Consider the following 18,645-nt stretch of genomic DNA (forward strand, 5'->3'; position numbering starts at 1 on the left):
CTATGCCGGCCTTGGCCAGCTGCTGCTGCCCGAGGGGCGGGGGCCGGTCGAGCGCCGGTCACCGAAACTCAACGTCGGCGGCCCGCGACATCACCTGCCGCGTATTCAGCCTGCCGGCGCTCGCGGCGGATCCCCGCCAATCCCGGCGGCACGCCTGGCGCCGGCCGATGTCGGCTGGACCCCGAGGCAGGATCTGCGTGAGTCGCGTCCTCGACGATGATCAGGGGCGCGGCGGTCCCGACGCAGAACGTCACCGCTGACGCTCCCGGCTCCGGGCTGGGCGTGACGGCCCGGCCGACGGCGTCTTCGCGTGGAACGCGCCGAGGGAGCACCTCGCGTGGCCGCCACGTCGAGCAGTTGGCGAACCCGAGTCGATGGTGGGCCAGAAGGCGCCCGACGCGGTGCTGACGGACCTGGACGGCAAGACGTTCAACCTGGCGGACCTGCGCGGCAAGGTCGTCTTCCTGGACCTGTGGGCCACCTGGTGCGGTCCCTGCCGGATGGAGATGCCGCACTATCGAGAAGCTGCACAAGAGGCTGGGCGAGCAGGTCGCGTTCGTGGCCGCCCAGCGAGGCGCAGCCGACCATCGAGTCCTTCCTGCAGAAGAACCCGTACACGATGCGGATCGTGCGCATCAGCAGAGCCGGACGCGCAGGGCCAGTTCCGGGGCCAAGAGCATCCCCACGGGCTTCGTCATCGACAAGGGGAGGACGATCCGCGCCCACCTCGTCGGTGCGCAGAGCGAGATCAGCTGCGCCCGCGCTCGCCCGCGCCGGGATCGGTTTCCTGACCGGTCGGCCGTCGCAACGACAGAGGGCTGCAAACATCCTCGGGCCCTACGGCCCCGCGGGATGTTCGCAGCCCCCTCTGTCAGTGCAACAACGGCAATCTGGAGCCGTTGGCGAAGGAACAGGTCAAGCCGCCGCGGTACCCCTCAGCGCAGCAGGCGGATCTCGACGCGGCGGTTCCTGGCGCGCCCCGCGGGCAGTGGCGTTGTCGGCGACAGGCTCGTCCTGGCCGGCGCCCACGGCGGCCGTCAGGCGCGCCAGGGCAGGCCATCCGCACGAAGGCGTCGCGCACGGCCTGGGCGCGGCGCAGCGACAACGCGCGGTTGTTCTCCGCGTTGCCGGCGGCATCGGTGTGACCGCGGATCTCCACCTGGCCTGGTTCGCCGGCGAGAGCCAGGCCGCGGCGCCTCCTCGAGCTGCGGGCGGACTTCAGCGCCGAGGATGGCGCTGCCGCTGCCGAAGAGCCACGCCTTCCAGGACGAAGTCGGCCGAAGCCAGGCTCGGCGGCGACGGCGCCGTCGGTGCGGCCAACGTCGGTGCGGGCGTGGCCAAGGCGCCGTCACGGGTGCGGCTTTGGCGCCGGTGGCGTCGTCGACGTCCGGGCAGCCGTCGCTGTCGGCGTCGCCATCGATGTCTTCCGGTTGGTCAGGGCAGCGGTCGCGCAGATCAGGGATAGTTGTCGCCGTCGTTGTCCCGGTCCGGGCAGCCGTCGGCGTCCTCGAAGCCGTCGAAATCCTCGGCCAGGTTCGGGCACAGGTCGCGGTCATCAGGGACGCCGTCGCCATCGCGGTCGCCGGCGCGCTCGCGCACGCGGTCGCTATCGTTGTCCGGCTCCGGGCGTCGGTCGCGGTTGCCGGGGCGGTTGTCGCCGTGCGTTCCCGAGGGGCCCGGCCACCAGGTGAGCGCACCCAAGCGCCGGCCAGCGCCGTGTTGGCGTCCACGTGCTCGGCGCCCAGCGGTCGCTCATGCCGACGTTGTCGCGATCGTTGCCCCGTGAGCACCTGGTAGCGGGCGCCCAGACCCACGTGCAGGGAACGCGTTACCATGACATCCAGGCCCAGTCCGAACGAGAACGCGTGGGGCGGGTGGCGGACAGCTCGACCAGGTTGCCGTCCAGGTCGTAGCCGCTGATCGTCTCGCCTTCGGGAAACCAGCCGACGTCCTCGGACCCGGTCCTGATGACGCGCCACGACGTCACGCCGAGGCCTGCGGTCAGCAACGGGCTGACCCGCGCGCCCGGCGTCGGTCGGTGCTCGAGTTCGAGCATCGGCTGGCTGATGAGCGTGCGATAGGGCGGCTCGGAGGCGAAGGACCAACCGGCCGCGGCGCCGCGTTCGACGACCCCGGTGCGCGTGTGGCCGAACAGCCAGGCAGCGCCGACCGTCCAGTGTCGGCTGAGTCCGCGCGATAGCCGCACGCGACCAAACTGATCGGCTGCGGCGTGATCCCAGGCGCCCTCCTGCACAGCTTCATGACGCCGCCCTCCAGGCCCAGGCCCCAGCGGCGGACCGGCACGTCGATGGTGCCGGCGGCCGGCGTTCCGGCCACGGCCCCAGGATTGCCGCCAGTGCGGCCAGACGGTGTCAGGCTTCTTCGGATCCGTTCGGACATCCGGAACATCGTCAGCTCTCCGTGGATAGCGATCACGCCCGGCTGCGTGCCGGTGCCGCTCATTGATCCGTTCGGCGGGGCAAGCGGTCAACAGCCATGTGTGCCCAGGTGACCACCGAAGAAGCGGTCGCCCATGAAACGAACGGGCCGCCCCTGGGCGGCCCGATCCAATCACACGGCCTTGCTGCCGATTCGCCACGGCGGGCCGGTCCCCTATTCCATGCGCAACCGCAGGTCCTCGATGACATTCGCCGGCTTGGGCGGGGTGCTCCCCACCGCGACCATTCGAATAGTCTCCGAACACACCCAACTCCAGCCGTCTGGTCTTGAGTTCAGGCTTGCAGTACGTCTTCTTCATGTTCATGCATCCTCCTGCCCGGCGCGGGCTCGCCCAGCTCTGGGCGGGCTTTGAACGGCCCGTTTCGATACTTATCCCCTGCATCCATACTAGCAACCTGCCCAGGGCCGTCAAGTTGAATTTGTGGAATTTATTTTGTCGTATCGGTGCCTTGTTGGGCGAAGTGCAGCGACGCATAGAGCCCGTTCTTGTCCAGAAGCTGGCCGTGGGTCCCGGTTTCCACGATACGTCCGTCGGCCAGAACCACGATCAGGTCCAGGTCCCGGACCAGGACAGGCGATGGGCGATGACCACGGCGGTCCGGCCCTGCATGGCCCCCTCATGGCCAGGCGAATCTCCTCCTCGGAGCCCGCGTCCAGGGCACTGGTGGGTTCGTCCAGCACCAGCAGGCCCGGATCGCGGAGGAACGCCCGGGCCAAGGCGATGCGCTGCCGTTGGCCGCCGCTCAGGCGGATGCCGCGCTCGCCGGTGACCGTGTCCAGTCCCTGCGGCAGCCGGTCGGCGAACCCGTCGACACCCGCCCGCGCGGCCGCCTGCCGCACGTCGGCGTCGGGGCGTCGGCCAGGCCGAAAGCGGATGTTGTCGGCCAGGCTCACGTCGTAGAGGACCGGGTCCTGAGCAACGAAGGCCATGCTGGCGCGCAGTTCCGCCGGATCCAGGTCGGCGTAGGGCCGTCCATCCAGGCTGAGGCTTCCGGCGGTCGGTGGGAACAGGCCCATCAGCAATCCGGCCAAGGTCGTCTTGCCCGAACCTGAGGGACCTACCAGGCCAACCCATTGTCCCGGCGCGATATCCAGGTCGATCCCGCATAGGACCTCGCGCCCCTGCCCGCCGCCGCCCTGAGCGGGGTGAGCGAAGTGGACCGCCGCCAGGCGGATCCCGATTCCGGCTCGTGACGCGGCGCCGGCACGGGCGCCGCCGGGTCGCGCTCGGGAGCCAGGGCAAACACGTCGTCCAGGCGCGCGGCGGCCGCGGCGGCACCCTGGGCCTCGGCGTAGAGGCTCGACAGCGAGGCCAGCGGCATCGCCACGCGGAAGGCCAGCAGCAGGAAGGCGACCAACTCGCCGCCGGTGGCCTCCACGCGCCGCCAGCACGAACCCGTAGACGACGACACCCACCAGGCACACCCACAGCGCCATCTGGATACCCGCCTCGAGGGCCGCCTGCAGCCAGGCGCGGTGCACCCCGTCGCGGCGGTAACCCTCGACCATCGCCCTCGAACCGTGCCTTCTCGTGGCCCTGCGCGTTGTGCACCTTCACCGTCGCGATGCCGCCGACGGTCTCCTGCACGTGGCTGCTGAGGGCGCCCAGGCTGTCGTACATCCGCCGCGAGAGCCGGCGCAGGCGCGTGCCGAACAGCCGCACCAGCAGGATGGTGGCCGGGATCAGCAGCACCACCACCAGCGCCAGTTGCGCGTTCAGGCGGGTCATGAGCACCAGCGCGCCCCGCCAGGGTCAGCACCGCGCGCACCAGGCTGACCAGGCCCCCCGGTCAGGACGTACTGGATGGCGCCGACATCGCCGGTCACCCGCGTGGAGAGGTCGCCGGCCTTCTGGCCGGAGAAGAACAGCGCGGGCAGTTCCAGCAGGTGGGCGTAGAGGCGGCGGCGGAGGCGGGTGACGGTTTCGAGGGCCAGGCGGGCGGAGACGACCGAGAAGAGGAAGGAAGAGGCGAGTTGGGCGAGCAACAGGGCGCCAAGAACGAGCACAACTTGATCAGCAGAGTAAGGTGACACCACTGTCGAACCGGGAGACCGGCTGCCGATCGCGTCGACGATTCGCCCGGCGAAGACCGGGATAGCCCTGCTGACCGCCGTAGAGGCAAGCATCAAGAGGCCGGCCAGAGCCAGTACGGGCTCCTGGCCGCGCAGGACTGAAAAGTAGCCGCGCAATGTGGTCAGGCCGCGGTTGGAGTGCGCCGGCAATGCGGTCCCTTCAGTCTGGGCAGGCGAAACGGCACGCACGGGTGAACTCCGGAGTTGCCGTCAAGCCGGTTTCGGGCCTGTCGATACCAGCATATCGACGTCGCCGGGCCGCATCCAAGTCAATTCTCGGCGATGTTGGCGATCGTTTACAACGACGGTGGCAGTTCCGGGCACATTGAGCGACACTAGCCGCGGCTTCCTGCCCAGGTGGGGGCCTCGGATACGGGAACCCTGCCGTCGGTAGGCGTCACTACGCCCGGTCTGGATGTCAATTTCCCGAGGTATGGCACTTTGTGTGGAATCGTCACGGTGTACGGCAAGCACGCAGATGTCGGGGAACAGGACGGCCAATCAGCTGCCGCGATGGTGGCGACACTGAAACACCGCGGTCCGGACGAACAGACCCTCGTCCGCTTCGGGAGGGCATGGCTCGGTCACGCGCGACTGTCGATTATCGACCTCGAGACCGGCACGCAGCCGGTTTACAACGAGACCGAATCGGTTGCCGTCATACTCAACGGCGAGATCTACAACTACCGCGAGTTGCGCAGCGCGCTGGTGAACCGGGGGCATACGTTTCGCACGGCTTCGGATACCGAGGTCCTGGCTCACCTCTACGAAGATCACGGTGAGGACCTGTTTCGCCATCTCAATGGAATGTTCGCAGCGGTGATCTATGATCGCGAACGGGACCTGCTGTTGGCGGGACGTGATCGACTCGGGGAGAAGCCGATCCTTTATCTGGAGACGCCGGAACACCTCGTGCTGGCATCGGAGCTGAAGGCTCTGCTGGAATGGCCGGGTGTCCCCCGTGAACTGGATTCGCAGGCGCTGGCGCTCTATTTCAACATGCTGTGTGTTCCGGAGCCTCTGTGCATCTTCAGGGGAATCCGCAAGCTGGCACCGTCGCACTATCTGAAGGTCGAGCGCGATCGGGTCGAGGAGAAATGCTACTGGAAGCCCGAGATCCGGGTGGACTGGAGCCTGCGCGCCGAGGTTGCGCGCGAGACGGTAAGTGAGCTGTTGAGGGACTCGGTGGCCATGCGTATGGTAGCAGATGTCCCGGTGGGCGTCTTTCTTTCCGGCGGCATCGATTCGAGCGCAGTCACGTCGTTCGCGGCCCAAGCTACGGCTACCCCGCTGAGGACCTTCTCCGTGGGATTGGCCGGCGACATGGACGAGCGTCCCTTCGCCCGGGCGGTCGCCGAACGCTGCGGTACAGATCACACCGAACTTTTCGTGCGCGGTGACGTCGCCGAGTCGTTTCCTCTGGTTATGGACTATTTCGACGAACCGTTCGCTGACTCGTCCTGTGTACCGACGTATATGGTTGCCCGGGAAGCTCGTGCCCACGTCAAGGTGGCGTTGACCGGCGATGGAGGCGATGAGCTCTTCGCCGGCTACACGACGTATCTCTACCAAGCTCAAGTGCGTGGTGGTCGAATAGCCACACGCCTTGCGCGCATGGTCGCGGATGCGACTGGATACACGACAGCATATCCACGGCGAGGAAGCCCGTGGGCCCGCGAACACTGGCGAAACGTGCGGAGTTTGGTCCCGGCCACCGAAATGTCGCGGTGGTTGCCGGGGTATGCTGCCGATGTCGGGCGCTACTATGACGAAAACGCGTGGTTGGCTCTTGCCGATTCGGACCCGCTGTCTGCGGCTTTCGGGCACTATCTCAATTTCTACCTCCCGGGTGACCTACTCAAGAAGGTGGACATGGCCGCCATGCTGGCCAGTCTTGAATGCCGGGCGCCGTTTCTGGACCATCGTCTGGTGGAGTTCTGCCTGACCATTCCACCGCAACTGAAGATCCAGGGAGGAACTCCCAAGCAGCTGCTGAAGGATGCCATGGTCGACCGATTGCCGCACGAAGTTCTGCACCGGCCCAAGCATGGCTTCGGTGCACCCGTTGCCGACTGGGTCCGCGGGCCACTTCGAGAGATAGCCCGCGACTTGATCCGACCTGGTTGCCGTTGCGAGGCGTTGGTCGAGCCCGTTGTTGTCCGCCGCGTTGCCGACGAGATGTGGCGTGAGGATGCTCCGAGCGGCTGGCGTCTGCCTCAGCAGTACTGGAGCTTGCTGGCTCTCGAATGGTGGCTGCGGCGCTATGCTTGAATGGGCTGTGGGCGGTGAGGGGCTCAGGATTCGCTGCATTGGCGATTGACGCCCGTTGTATTCTGTTATCGATGTCCAGTTCGTGCGCGGCGACTTCGTGCGGCCACGAACAAGCGCCCTGTGGAGCCTGCGAACGCCCATTGAAGGTGCCGGGTCGGCGCGAGTTCTGCGACAGCAGCCGTTGCTTCACGGCCAGGCGGCGCTGACGCAATGGTGCACCATGTTGCGTGCCAAGAGTCAGAACGCAGCACGCCTCGATTCGTCTTCGGTGACGATCACCTGCACGATGAACCGCGTCCTCTTTCTTGTTGTTGTAACCAGTCCGGCGAGAGACACGGCTATTCCAGCGCCAACCCACCAGTAGATCTCGTAGAGGTCCATTCCGAAGAAACCAAGGACCAAACGAACCAAGATGTAGCCGGCCGTAGCCTGTGCCATAGCGTAGCAGAACGCGAGGTCCTGGAAGTGCCTTCTGGCATGTCGAGAGGCTGCAGCGGGTAGCTTCCCGTCGCCTGCCAAGCGGATCAACTGAAGCTGCTGGCCGCGAAAGGCTCTGGCGGAATCGCGGAAACTGGCGAGGAGAACTCCCACAAGTCCAAGAAACGCTACTAGGCCCTGGACGCCCAGGTTGGTCGCAACTTCAAGGTACAAATTGTGCGTGTCGACAGCTTCGCGACCGAATCGAGCGGCTCGGACTACCGGAAACGAGCCCACTCCAATCCCCAGCGGATTCTCCATGAACACGACCAGCGCATCGTTCATGACTTGTTTGCGAGCAAGCTTGGAGTGGCCCTCAGCTTCTTTGCCGCCAATGCTCTTGAATCTCTCAATGTACTGGTCTGGGATGAGCGGAACTGCCAATATGCAGACAGCTGTCGCAATGGCCAGGAATCTCCTCTTCTTGCGTGACTGAAAGAACCACCACAGAAGCAATGATATGAGGCCAAGATACGCCGTGCGAGATCCAGAGTAGATCACGCACGGCAATGAAGTGAAGGCCAGAAGCAGCAGGGCGCTGCGAAGGTACCAACGCCTAACGGGAATGAATAGAAACACCACGAATGGCAGAGCACCAGTGGCCCATCCTGATAGGCTGTTGGGATGCCCGTACATAGGAACTGACCCGTGGAGTCGCATGACTCCTTGGTTCTGCCAGACGGATTTCCCGTAACGAGGCCATGGAACGGCTCGAGCGTAATATGGAATACCGAGTACAAGAACACCCAAATGAACAAGCTCATCGAGGTCGGCGATTCAACCAGAGCGGCTATGAGAAAAGTCAGAAACGCGAACTTGTATGCACGATCCGTAAATACTCGCTTCGCCTCAAAGGGATCGGCGGCGAAGGGCACTTGGATGATCATCATTGCGAAGAGCAGGCAAATGGCGACGATGATCTTCTGCGAACCCTGGAGTTGAACCGGTTGACCGGAGATCTTGGCAATAGCCATTGCAACTGCGGCGCTCCCAAGCAGGAACTCGAGGCGCATTGCGCCCAGCAGTTCCACACGGTTCCCGCCATCCACGTTTCTGAATAGCATGAAGGCAAGAAAAGTCACGAAAAACAGCGCGTTCAACTTGGGATATCCGGGCATGCGGGTAGCTCGGCCTGGCGCGCCCATTTGTGAAGTCTGATCCACGCTGAACAACGGGGTCGAACCTCGTCCTCTAGGATTGCTCTTGGTGATGTACGTGTTGACTCGAGTGTCCAACTAACGCCACAATTGTAGATGGAGATCGGGCTCCTGTCAGCCGGCAATATCTGACATGGTGTTCTTCGGGAGTTCCGACCGGGCCAGTCAAGCAGATATGCACTGCCGAAGACAGCTGGGCGCTCGAATACAGGTCATGCGAAAGCGATCCTGTCACGTGGGCAGCCCACAGGCGGAACCTCGGCTATGGTCTTCTTACCGGCCGGTCAGCGAATCGCTTCTACTTCCGCCAGCGCTGGTGCCAATCTGTGTGCAGGGCTGAACTCCGGACATCAAATGCACGTGTATGCCCGCGTTGCCTAGCGAGGCAACCCTTTGATGGTACGCATTTTGCCCGATCGTTCGCGGGGTATTGATTCCACGTATTCCACTGTAACGACCGCATCAGGGTCGACGTTGCTCCGCAAGCAGTTCTTGATCTCGTCTTCGCAATCGGGGTCGTAGCTGTCGCCGCGCACAATGCGTACATCGAACCGGTCAAGGTCCACCTGCTCCACCTGGAATTGCCGGATGTCCGCTCCGTGCCGGCGCAAGTCCTCAAATACGTACATCAGGAACTCGCCGTGGAAGAGACGTCCCTCGCGGTTCCGAATGAAGTCATAGGCGCGTCCATGGATCTGGTCAAGTCGGCCGAGGGTGCGGCCGCAGGCACAGGTGCCAGCGGCCAGTACGCCGAAGTCGCCGGTGCGATATCGGATGAGTGGGAATGCGCGGTTATTCAGTTCCGTAACAACCAGCTCCCCGGCGCGGCCAGGGTCGCACGGTTCGGTTCCGTCCAGCACTTCTACGATCATGTTCTCCTCGCTGACATGCAGCGAGCCGTAAGGGCATTCGTGGGCGATCGTGCCCAGTTCTCCGCAGCCGTATTCGTTGAAGACCGGAGCTCCGAACACCTCTCTCAGCAGTTCGCGATCGGCTGCATTCAGGACTTCGGAGGTGGTGACAATGCACCGGGGACGATGGCGCAATCTCGCTCCGCCCCGCTGCACGAATCGCGCGAGCTCGGTCAACATGGAGACGTAGCCATAATACCAGCGAGGTTGGCGACGGTTGAGTAGCTTCACGTAGTTCGCCAAATCAGAGTCCACGAACGCGAACGCCGGGATCCGTATTCGGTGGCAAACACGGTCAATGAGACGCGCGCGCCAGCGACCTGAGGACGTATGGGCCACACCCCAGAACCGTGCTTGGAGGTCCCCGACTTCAATACCGGCCCAGGCATAGCCTCTCCACGTCGCACCAAGTTCTCTCGCCCAGGCGTCGCGAGTCTTCCATATCGTAACCGGTTCGCCGGTCGATCCCCCTGTCGTCTTAGACACCAACCGTCCGCAGTCGACTGTTGTGCGCAGGCGGAGCGCTGAATTCTGTAGGTCGGATTTGGCCAGCAGCGGAATACCGGCCAGCAGTTCGCCAGGGGTGGACGCTGCTTCAGGTAGCTCCGGGAGTGTGCGGAAGTATGGGACTTCGCGCCTGCTGGCATCGATAAGTTCCCTAACGGCTGAGGCTTGAAATTCTGCGCGCGCTAAAGGCAAGTCGTATTGGGAAGCCAAGAGGGCCTTGAGGTGCCGGCGCACCGGGCCGGCAGTGTATGAAGCGACAGGGTAGTAGACAAATTCACGATAGAACGCACTACTGACGTCCACGAGTTCCTCCAGAAGAGGGACGGTAACAAGGGGCTACCAATCGAATTGTCGCTGGATCAGCTAGTTTGTCAACCTCGGCCGTGTGCTTGGCGGTTTCGTGGTTATTGCGTATCGTGGGGCAAACCGAGCACGCTGGTCTGGGCTGGGTGACGGGTTCCATTTGCCGGGGGACGCATGCGGAATCGGAGCTATGACGTTACGATCGTAGTCCTGACGTACAACCGTTGGGATTGCTTGCGTGTGATGCTGGCGGAGTTGCGGGCGATAGCGGACCTCGTTCACGAGGTCATTGTTGTTGACAACCATTCGACTGACGGCACGGCCGATCTACTGTCGCGCGATTTTCCGGAGTTCGTTCATGTTCGCACTGAGCGCAATCTCGGCGTTTCGGCGCGCAATCTGGGCATAGCGCGAGCCACCGGGGCCACCATTATCACCCTTGACGACGATCTGCTCGGTTTGTCGCCCGAGTCTCTGGCGCTGGTGGAATCCGAGTTCGCGGCACATCCGGAGTTGGGCGCGCTCAATTTTCGGGTCATCGACTACTATACTAGACGCGTCTGCAATTGGGTTCACCATCGCAATTCAACGGATTCGGATCAGCGCTTCTTGTCCTATGAGATCACAGAGGGCGCGGTCGCTTTCCGCAGGGAGGCGTTTGTCCGAAGTGGCGGCTACTACCCTCGCTATTTCATCGGCCACGAAGGACCCGACTTGGCATTCCGTATGATGAACTCCGGCTTCACGGTGGAATATGATGGCCGAGTCAGCGTGCTTCACAAGCACGAGGAGAGCACCCGAACAACATGGCGTTTCTACTACTTTGACACCCGAAATCACATATGGCTGGTGGTCCGAAACATGCCTCTGGGCTACGGCATCTGGTTTCTGGTCCGCGGACTCGGTGCCATGGCGGCCTACTCGCTGCGGGATGGCTATTTCCCGTGGTTTGCAGCCGGTGTCCACGACGCGATGGTGGATTTGCCGGCGGTAATCCGAACTCGTGAGGTCTGGACTCATCGTACACTGGATCTGTGTCGTGACATCGACCGCCACAGGCCAGGTTTCTGGACCCTTGTGCGCCAACGGCTATTCCGTGCCGGGTTCCGGCTCGACACATAGATGTCGCAGCGCGCATCGTCGGTGGAAGCCGCTCGCCTATGGTCTAGGTGGCCTCGGCGGCAACAGGAGAGTTGTATCTCGTGAGACCCGGGATTTGGCGCGCGTTTTGCAACGGCGATCTCCACGCGCGTCACTTGAGCGGTCCGGAGCGAGGGAAACGAAGGAGTCCTGAGGTGAGACACTTCCATCTCTTTATTGCACAAGCGCTTATCTTGCTCTTGGGCGTGGCAGCAGGCGGCGTTCGTGCACAGTCCATTTCGGGCGTTTCGGGCGCTTTGCAGCACGAAGAGTCTGTGACGATAGGCGGAAGCGGCTTCGGAACTAAGCCGGCAGCCCCGCCGGTGATTTGGGATGACATTGAAGCCGGTTCGTTCAGTTCGCGCTGGAGCAATACGGGATCGCCGGGTGTATGGCATATCAATCAGGACAACCAAAGGCACTCGAACAGCCGATACAATGCCACGGCCAACTTCGTGGGCAACGATTATGTGGAGCACGCGACGCTCACCGGTGGCTCCAATAGCCCGCGTTGGTTTTGCCAATACTGGTTCAAATTGGGTTCGGATTGGACATGGGGCACGGCGACCAATGGGGGATTGGGTTCGAACTTGGCGAACGTCAAGATCTTTCGCATGTGGTCTACTGGTTCGGCACAGGACAACTGGGTGGTTGCCACGGAGGGCTGGTCGAATTCACTCATTTATAAGAGTTCTGGCCCCATCAACGAATCCGGTTGGTTCGGGGGTGGTTTCAAGGAGCGATGGACCCTGGGTACTTGGCATTTGATTCAAGTTGAATACAAGGACAGCTCGCAGCGCGATCTCCGCGACGGCGCCGTCAAGATCTGGTTCGACGGTGAGCTGGTACTCGATGACTCCACTCTGCCTCGCGCAGCGCGGCGGGATCGGCTGAAGGCGAGTTCATGCGCCCGTACATTCTCGGGTTCTTCAATAGCTGGGGCGACACGTCGACTGACAGCAACCACTTCTACCTGGACGACGCATACATCGACAACAACATGGGCCAGAGTCGAGCTTGGAGATGCCCCCCACCTTCGCTGCTTGCACTCACCGTGAGATTCAGCCCACAACGTCGTGGTCGACGACTCAGATCAAGGTTCAGTTCAATCCCGGCAGCTTCGAACCGGGTAGCACGGCCTATCTGTTCGCCATCAACGAGAACGGCCTCGCTTCGACCGGCTACCCAGTGACGATCGGAGGCCAGGATCTCGGCGCCCCCGGCGTGCCGGGTAAGCCGTTCCCCGAATAGTCCGATGGATGAGATTCCTCGGACCGATGTCAGCGTCCAACCCGTCGAAGGGGCGAGGGCGAGATGCCTGCCGTCGGGTGGTTCCGGGAGAGGCGTTCGTCGTGTAGCGTACGTCATTGACACGATGTCCTGCGATACGGCGGGCACTCAGAAGCAGCTCCTGCAGATGATCCGGCGGATTGACCGGGCGCGCTTCGATCCGATTCTCATCTGCCTATGGTCATCGCCATGGATGGAGAGCGCCGATTTGCCCTGCGACACCATTGTGCTTGGGCATGAGGGGTTTCTCAAATGGAGCTTTCCTGGCGTGGTGCGGCGGCTCAGCCACTTGATTGACAAGCATCACGTCGATCTTGTCCATGTGTTCTTCGATGAATCGATCTTCGTCACGTGGATCGGCACTCTGGCTTCGCGTCGGCGCCCGGTCTTGGTATCAAGCCGGCGGGACATGGGACTGGGGACGGGCAATCAGCCGTGGTATCACAATCTGTTCCCATGGGTGCTGATGTTCGCCAATCGGGACTTCGCAGCGATCGTGACCAATGCTGAAAGCGTCTCAAGGTATGCAGCTCGCAGAGAACGGACACAAGCCGCGAAGTTCGTCGTTGTGCACAACGGCGTCGATCTTGCGGTCACGCCGCCCGCAGCGTCCCCTTTGCCCGGTGGGCGGCCTGCCGTGGGAATTGTCGCGAGTTTGACTCCGGTCAAGCGGCACGATGTCCTTCTGATGGCTTGGGCAACGCTTGCGCGGCGGGCGCCGTTGGGTGTGGTTCACTTCACTTGCTGGAGATGGGCCATTGCGCGACGCTCTCGAACGCCAGGCGATCGATCTAGGCGTCCGAGATTCGGTTCACTTTCACGGCTCTGTGTTAGACGTCGGTGCTTGCCTGGCTTCTCTGGACATCGGCGTGCTGTGTTCGGATCGCGAGGGGTTGTCGAATGCGATACTGGAGTACATGGCTTGCGGGCTACCGATTGTGGCCACACGGGTAGGCGGCAACCCTGAACTGGTCGACGGCACTTGTGGCTTGCTCGTGCCGCCGGGCGACGCATCAGCCCTCGCGGGCGCTATCGGCCTTCTCATGGAAGACGAAGCCACACGTTGTCGATTGGGTGCAGTTGCGAAGAGCCGCGTGGGCGAGTTCTATGCATGGGACCACTCGATGACCGTTCTGATGGAACTCTATGACCGCTTGCTGGATCGCCCTGCAGGGCTAGTCCGGTCCAGAGGTCTGAATGACGATCGTTGACAATAGCGTGTGCGAGGCTTCGGTGTCATTGGGCGATGCGCAAGGACTTGCCGACCGCTGACGCAGTTCTCTGAGCCGTGAATCGCGACATACCCACTGTGGCCTATGGTGTACCCGTGCCGCGCTTGGCACATGGCAAAGTGCGCTTGAAGTCCGCAGGCGAACGTCTATGCTGCTAACACAGGAGTTGCAGAGCGCCGTTTCGGGGCGGATCTGAATTCAAGGCGCTCGGCTGTCGACCATGAGTCGAACGGACTCCTCCCGGATTCTGGGAAGCCAACAGCAGCCGCGTGCCGGAGAAGGGAGATCGCACAAGATGGGCCTGCGCCAGAGATTGTACAATCAAAGCTCTTGGATCCAAAGGAAGCTAGTCCCTGAGCTCCGGTATTCGCAGGACATCTATGAAGGCGTGCTTGATGCCAATATCAGAGATGGCATAGATTGGCTTGATTTGGGGTGCGGGCATTCAGTGCTTCCGAAATGGCGTCATGAATCGGAAATCGACCTGATCAGCCGCTGCCGTGTGGTGTTTGGGCTGGACTTTGACCTCAATAGCCTGAAGAAGCATGCGACCATTTCTGCGCGGATCCGAGGGGATATCGCGAGATTGCCGTTTCCCGAGAGTAGTTTTGATCTTGTGACGGCCAATATGGTTGTCGAACACCTTGATGACCCAGAGACGCAGTTCAAGGAGGTTTTCAGAGTCCTGCGCCCGGGGGGGAAGTTCATCTTTCATACGATGAATGTCAGGGGATACTACACGGTTTGTGCGCGTCTGATTCCCGAGAGAATGAAAGGGAAGATGGTCATGTTGCTGCAGGAGCGAAAGGAGGACGACCTCTTCAGGACGCACTACTTGGCCAATTCGGAAGTGGCGATCTCGAGATTGAGTGAAGCTGCCGGGTTCAGTCGTCACGTCGAGATGCTTTTCAACTCGTTTCCCCAGTTCCGAGTCGTACCGCCCCTGGTCGTCTTCGAGCTTCTATGGATCAAGCTCCTGATGGCCGACAGTTTCCGGCGATATCGCTCCAATGTCATCTCGATCATGGAGAAGTAGCACCGCCGAGTGCAGCCGAATTGCCGTCACTGATATGACTGATATGACAATGTGAAGACGGCGGTGGTCCGTGTTGGGCACGGCGAGGTCGGCACCTCCGGCGTCAATGAGATGTCAGACGCGAGCGAAGCCGCCGTCCCACCGACTCCAAACTAGTATCGACTCTTCATCCGCAGAAAAGGCTTCTCGACCAAGAAGTAGCTTGCAGACGCGAAAGCGACCGTGACGGCAAGCGCGAACCCGAACTGCAGGGCCGGCGGAAAGTCGATCGCTACCCGTTTCGCCGTGAACAGCGTCAACTGCTGCCAGAGGTACATCGGATACGAGATCCTACCCAGATATCGTGCGACCGGATGCTCGAACACCCGCCAGGCCCCGGTCTCGGAGAAGCAGATCAACTGCAGCAGGAACACGGCGGTGAGCAACGGCTCCAGCGCATAGCCGACGGTGAAGATGAAGGCGGGCGAATCGTGGCCGGCCTGGGCGCCGAAGAGCAAGGCGAGGGTCAGCAGCGGCAGCCACGCGCTCCGGGTCACGGCACGGACGATTCCGTCCATCGCGCGTCGACGCAAGAGGATGGCCGTCAGGCAGCCGATGGCCAGGTGATCCAGGCGTGTGTCGAATGCCCGATAGAGGTACTCCTGGGGGACTCCGCAGGCGAAGAGCACGCCCCGGTGCACCCAGACGGCCGCGATGGCGATCCCCAGGAACAGCGGCAAACGACGAGGCTGGCGGAGCCCCAGCAGGAAGAGCGCCGGCCACAGCAGGTAGAACTGCTCTTCGATGCTGAGCGACCAGGTGTGTGGGAAGAGCATGCAACTGCTGGGGACCAATCCCATCCAGTAGTTGCTGACGTAGAAGAAAGCCGAGATCGCCTGGCCCCAATCCAAGTAGTGGCCGCGCACGAGATAGATGCCCACGCCAACCAGCCAGAAGGCGTAGAACGCGGGGAAAATGCGCAGCATGCGCCGGCGGTAGAAGTTCTTGAGCGAGACGGTTCCGGTCTTGTCGAGTTCCTTGAGCATGAGCCATGTGATGAGGAACCCGCTCAGCACGAAGAAGATCAGGACCCCAAGGGCGCCGTTGATCCACTCGAAGCCGAAGTGGTTGGCAATTACCAGCAGAACGGCCAGTGCCCGAATCCCGTCGAGACCAGGAATGACCCCCCGGTTCAATCGGGCGTAGTAGGCCGTCAGTTCCGCGGATTGATGCGTAGTAACGGAAGCGGTCGGCGCGGGCATACTTCGCGGTCCTTTCGGTTCCTTGCGGGTCAACGCGGGGCCGCCCTTGGCGAATCCTCGTCTCTAGGCTAGTCTGATGGCGCTGGCGACGCCGGCCACTGTAGCCTCAAGAGCCCGATTTGACGACCTGTTTCGCCCGGGGCTTCCCGGGAAGGAGAACCGTTGACGAATCCGACCGCCCCCGCCGTGAGTGTGGTGGTTCCCTGCCACAATGCGGCCGCGTTCCTGGGGCGCACCCTGACCTCGATTCTGGCGCAGAGCTGGCGGGATCTCGAGGTCCTGGTCGTTGACGACGGGTCTTCGGACGACACCGCGGCCGTCGTGGGGGGGATTGCCGACGCCCGCGTCCGGTTCTGGCGCCAGGCTGCCAGCGGGGGGCCTTCCGCGCCGCGCAACCGGGCTATCGCCGCAGCGCGGGGCCGCTACGTCTTCTTTTGCGACGCCGACGATGTGATGAAGCCCGGCAAGATTGAGAGGCAGGTTGCCATCCTGGCTGCCCGGCCGGCCGTGGCGCTGGTGTTCACCGACTTCGAGGTCGTGGACGAGGATGACCGGCTGCTTGAGCCCTCGTTCCTGGCTGCCTACAGCACGTTGCGTGCCATTGTCGCGGGCGGCGAACAGGCCGACGGCAGTCTGCGTCGCGACCTGATGGTGTGCGGGCTGATCCGGGCCAACTTCATCGGAACCTCGAGCGTTGCCGTGCGGCGGGACGTGCTGGCGGAAGTGGGGGTGTTCGACGAGAGCCTGGCCTCGAGCGAGGACCTCGATCTCTGGCTTCGCATCGCCCGGCGGCACGGCTGCGCGTTCCTTGACATCGTCGGGCACGCCTACCGGCGGCATGCCGGCAGTCTGATGCACGAGGCCGGCGATCGCCACCCGCTGGCGCGGATCGAAGTGATGCGGCGCCAACTCGGCTGCCGGCCGAGTAGCCGGGAGCGACGGCTGATCCGGTACTGGTTGGGGCGCAATTACTGCGCCCTCGGATATCTCAACGAGAAGCGTGGAAACTGGGCGGAGGCACGCGCCTACTACGTGCAGTCTCTGCGAGTGAGGCCGGGGCTGCTGGTCGTCTGGGGCTGGGTCAGATGCCTGGCGCGCGAGCTCCTGCGCGGTCGCGGAGACGGCGCGGCGTGACGCCTTGGCACACGAGGAGGTGCGGATGACGGAGGATCTGCCGGGGCCGCTGGTAAGCGTCGGCCTGCCGGTCTACAACGGTGAGAACTACCTGCTCCAGGCCCTCCAGTCCCTGGTCGCGCAGACCTGGGATGGGGGCCGCTTCGAGGCGCTCGAGATCATCATCTCGGACAACGCCTCCACAGACGGGACCGAAGCCATTTGCCGCGCGTTCGCGGCCGAAGACCCGCGCATCCGCTATTTCCGGCAGGAACGGAATATCGGGGCCGGGCCCAACTACAACTTCGTGTTCGGGAAGTCGCGCGGTCGCTATTTCAAGTGGGCGGCGCATGACGACTATATGGATGCGAATGCGATGGACCTGTGTGCCAGGGCGCTGGAGGCGGACGCGGGAGCAGTGCTCTCCCACCCGCGTCTAGTCGACGTTGACGCGGACGGGCGCCTTCTCGGTGAGTTCGACCGTGGCGATGTCGGCCAGCGCGAGGCCCCCGAGAGGTTCTTCCAGGTCATTCAGATCGGCCACAATTGTGCCGAAGTATTCGGATTGACGCGCCGCGACGTGCTGGCCGGTACGGGTCTGATTCGCGACTACACCGACTCTGACCGGACGCTCCTTGGTGAGCTGGCCCTGCGAGGGCGCCTTCTGCAGGTGCCGGGGGCCGCGTTCTATCGTCGCGTGCACGCCGGGAAGTCCGACCGGGTCTACGCCTCGTATCATGAACGGGCCGTCTGGTTCAACCCGGGCAACAAGGGCAAGGTGGTGCTGTCGGCCTGGAACCAGCTTCGGGACCTGACGAAGTCACTTCTGACCTGCGGCTTGTCTCCGGGGCTGAAGTTGCAGTGTGCCTGGCGGCTGGCCAAGGTCACGAAGTGGAACGCGCCCCTGTACCGGGCCGAACTGTCCTGGGCAGTCCGTCGGCGCCTGGGCCGGATCTAGGTGCACCGACCCGGAAGGGAACCATGGCCACGCTCCTCAGGGACAACTTCACCGATCGCCGCCGTCGCGGGAGGGTGGTGGGAACGGCCGCGGCCGGTCAGCCGCCCCGGCAGGGGCGTGATGTCGAACGCATCCTGAGCATCGACGGCGGGGCCTTGCGGATACAGCCGCCGTTGCGGGAGGGCTGGGAGCGGACCTGCCTGACCTATGGCCCGTTCCCGGCGAAACCGGGTCTCACGTTCGCCGTGTTCATGCTCAATGGGCACAACACCTCGCAGTCCGAAGTCATGTCCGATTCGCTGCGCACGAGGCTCGAACGTTGGGCGCGGGGCAGTGGCGTGGACCCGGCGGGGTGGGCCGCGCGCCTGGCCGGTGATCCGTGGCGTACAGAACGTCCCCATTCACTATGTCACGCGACTGCGTGAACGCGACGTCCTGTGCCTGGTCTCAGGTCCCCCGGGGGCGCGCGGGCTGGG

General features: G+C 63.1%; 18 protein-coding genes and 2 pseudogenes. 10 read left to right on the forward strand and 10 right to left on the reverse strand.

What is annotated here, in order from left to right; genetic code table 11:
* The first annotated feature begins 404 nt into the window (after positions 1 to 404).
* Positions 405 to 497: pseudogene (locus tag IPK20_00275) on the forward strand (TlpA family protein disulfide reductase).
* Positions 498 to 871: 374 nt separating this feature from the next.
* Here IPK20_00275 and IPK20_00280 read toward each other — a convergent pair.
* From IPK20_00280 to IPK20_00305, 6 genes and pseudogenes are all read right to left on the reverse strand, one after another.
* On the reverse strand, positions 872 to 1,222 hold the full coding sequence (locus IPK20_00280) for an OmpA family protein (protein ID MBK8015268.1): 351 nt from the start codon (positions 1,220 to 1,222) through the stop codon (positions 872 to 874).
* A gap of 233 nt (positions 1,223 to 1,455) precedes the next feature.
* The gene (locus IPK20_00285; GenBank protein MBK8015269.1) at positions 1,456 to 1,701 is read right to left on the reverse strand and encodes a hypothetical protein; all 246 of its coding nucleotides are present in this window, start codon (positions 1,699 to 1,701) and stop codon (positions 1,456 to 1,458) included.
* Positions 1,702 to 1,828: 127 nt separating this feature from the next.
* Complete coding sequence (locus IPK20_00290) at positions 1,829 to 2,254, reverse strand: hypothetical protein (GenBank protein MBK8015270.1); 426 nt, start codon at positions 2,252 to 2,254, stop codon at positions 1,829 to 1,831.
* Positions 2,255 to 2,868: 614 nt separating this feature from the next.
* Positions 2,869 to 3,969: an ABC transporter ATP-binding protein gene (locus IPK20_00295; protein ID MBK8015271.1), complete on the reverse strand. Its 1,101-nt coding sequence runs from the start codon at positions 3,967 to 3,969 to the stop codon at positions 2,869 to 2,871.
* A 4-nt stretch (positions 3,970 to 3,973) separates the two neighbouring features.
* Positions 3,974 to 4,189, reverse strand: a pseudogene (locus IPK20_00300) (ABC transporter ATP-binding protein).
* Positions 4,186 to 4,722 (reverse strand): hypothetical protein, encoded by a 537-nt coding sequence (locus IPK20_00305; GenBank protein ID MBK8015272.1) that lies wholly within the window; start codon positions 4,720 to 4,722, stop codon positions 4,186 to 4,188. Before IPK20_00305 ends, IPK20_00300 begins: the two are co-directional and overlap by 4 nt.
* Before the next feature lie 270 nt (positions 4,723 to 4,992).
* On the opposite strand from IPK20_00305, the gene asnB reads away from it, so the two are divergent.
* The gene (asnB, locus tag IPK20_00310; protein MBK8015273.1) at positions 4,993 to 6,804 is read left to right on the forward strand and encodes an asparagine synthase (glutamine-hydrolyzing); all 1,812 of its coding nucleotides are present in this window, start codon (positions 4,993 to 4,995) and stop codon (positions 6,802 to 6,804) included.
* Positions 6,805 to 7,041: 237 nt separating this feature from the next.
* Here the strand turns inward: asnB and IPK20_00315 are convergent, their stop codons facing one another.
* The 3 genes from IPK20_00315 to IPK20_00325 all read right to left on the reverse strand — a co-directional run bounded on the left by IPK20_00315 (position 7,042) and on the right by IPK20_00325 (position 10,159).
* Entirely contained in the window at positions 7,042 to 7,782 is a 741-nt protein-coding gene (locus IPK20_00315; protein ID MBK8015274.1) for an O-antigen ligase family protein, read from the reverse strand.
* Positions 7,779 to 8,381 carry a hypothetical protein gene (locus IPK20_00320; GenBank protein MBK8015275.1) on the reverse strand — a complete coding sequence of 201 codons (603 nt, stop codon included), beginning with the start codon at positions 8,379 to 8,381 and terminating at the stop codon, positions 7,779 to 7,781. Before IPK20_00320 ends, IPK20_00315 begins: the two co-directional genes overlap by 4 nt.
* Positions 8,382 to 8,815: 434 nt before the next feature.
* On the reverse strand, positions 8,816 to 10,159 hold the full coding sequence (locus tag IPK20_00325; protein ID MBK8015276.1) for a phenylacetate--CoA ligase family protein: 1,344 nt from the start codon (positions 10,157 to 10,159) through the stop codon (positions 8,816 to 8,818).
* A 174-nt stretch (positions 10,160 to 10,333) separates the two neighbouring features.
* Between IPK20_00325 and IPK20_00330 the strand changes: the two genes are divergently transcribed.
* From IPK20_00330 to IPK20_00350, 5 genes are all read left to right on the forward strand, one after another.
* Entirely contained in the window at positions 10,334 to 11,281 is a 948-nt protein-coding gene (locus IPK20_00330) for a glycosyltransferase (protein ID MBK8015277.1), read from the forward strand.
* A 173-nt stretch (positions 11,282 to 11,454) separates the two neighbouring features.
* Positions 11,455 to 12,357: a hypothetical protein gene (locus IPK20_00335; protein ID MBK8015278.1), complete on the forward strand. Its 903-nt coding sequence runs from the start codon at positions 11,455 to 11,457 to the stop codon at positions 12,355 to 12,357.
* Positions 12,323 to 12,550, forward strand: coding sequence for a hypothetical protein (locus IPK20_00340; GenBank protein ID MBK8015279.1), 228 nt, complete (start codon positions 12,323 to 12,325; stop codon positions 12,548 to 12,550). Before IPK20_00335 ends, IPK20_00340 begins: the two co-directional genes overlap by 35 nt.
* Before the next feature lie 124 nt (positions 12,551 to 12,674).
* Positions 12,675 to 13,556, forward strand: coding sequence for a glycosyltransferase (locus IPK20_00345; GenBank protein ID MBK8015280.1), 882 nt, complete (start codon positions 12,675 to 12,677; stop codon positions 13,554 to 13,556).
* Positions 13,557 to 14,209: 653 nt separating this feature from the next.
* Positions 14,210 to 14,857 carry a class I SAM-dependent methyltransferase gene (locus IPK20_00350; protein ID MBK8015281.1) on the forward strand — a complete coding sequence of 216 codons (648 nt, stop codon included), beginning with the start codon at positions 14,210 to 14,212 and terminating at the stop codon, positions 14,855 to 14,857.
* Between the two features lie 152 nt (positions 14,858 to 15,009).
* Here IPK20_00350 and IPK20_00355 read toward each other — a convergent pair whose 3' ends face one another.
* Positions 15,010 to 16,098 carry an acyltransferase gene (locus IPK20_00355; GenBank protein ID MBK8015282.1) on the reverse strand — a complete coding sequence of 363 codons (1,089 nt, stop codon included), beginning with the start codon at positions 16,096 to 16,098 and terminating at the stop codon, positions 15,010 to 15,012.
* 162 nt (positions 16,099 to 16,260) lie between these two features.
* Between IPK20_00355 and IPK20_00360 the strand changes: the two genes are divergently transcribed.
* Genes IPK20_00360 through IPK20_00370 form a run of 3 tightly spaced genes read left to right on the forward strand, consistent with a single transcriptional unit; the run spans position 16,261 to position 18,594 of the window.
* Positions 16,261 to 17,232, forward strand: a complete 972-nt coding sequence (locus IPK20_00360) for a glycosyltransferase (protein ID MBK8015283.1) — start codon at positions 16,261 to 16,263, stop codon at positions 17,230 to 17,232.
* 25 nt (positions 17,233 to 17,257) lie between these two features.
* Positions 17,258 to 18,169, forward strand: a complete 912-nt coding sequence (locus IPK20_00365) for a glycosyltransferase (protein ID MBK8015284.1) — start codon at positions 17,258 to 17,260, stop codon at positions 18,167 to 18,169.
* Positions 18,170 to 18,192: 23 nt separating this feature from the next.
* Positions 18,193 to 18,594 (forward strand): hypothetical protein, encoded by a 402-nt coding sequence (locus IPK20_00370; GenBank protein ID MBK8015285.1) that lies wholly within the window; start codon positions 18,193 to 18,195, stop codon positions 18,592 to 18,594.
* Positions 18,595 to 18,645: the final 51 nt, after the last annotated feature.

It is taken from the genome of Betaproteobacteria bacterium (assembly GCA_016713305.1).
Classification (GTDB): domain Bacteria; phylum Pseudomonadota; class Gammaproteobacteria; order Burkholderiales.

What these genes read in the sequence shown, in the direction of transcription:
- IPK20_00295 (MBK8015271.1), bottom strand. Translation starts at nt 3,969, where the DNA reads ATGGTCGAGGGTTACCGCCGCGACGGGGTGCACCGCGCCTGGCTGCAG.
- IPK20_00330 (MBK8015277.1), top strand. Translation starts at nt 10,334, where the DNA reads ATGCGGAATCGGAGCTATGACGTTACGATCGTAGTCCTGACGTACAAC.
- IPK20_00340 (MBK8015279.1), top strand. Translation starts at nt 12,323, where the DNA reads ATGCCCCCCACCTTCGCTGCTTGCACTCACCGTGAGATTCAGCCCACA.
- IPK20_00345 (MBK8015280.1), top strand. Translation starts at nt 12,675, where the DNA reads ATGTCCTGCGATACGGCGGGCACTCAGAAGCAGCTCCTGCAGATGATC.
- IPK20_00355 (MBK8015282.1), bottom strand. Translation starts at nt 16,098, where the DNA reads ATGCCCGCGCCGACCGCTTCCGTTACTACGCATCAATCCGCGGAACTG.
- IPK20_00365 (MBK8015284.1), top strand. Translation starts at nt 17,258, where the DNA reads ATGACGGAGGATCTGCCGGGGCCGCTGGTAAGCGTCGGCCTGCCGGTC.
- IPK20_00370 (MBK8015285.1), top strand. Translation starts at nt 18,193, where the DNA reads ATGGCCACGCTCCTCAGGGACAACTTCACCGATCGCCGCCGTCGCGGG.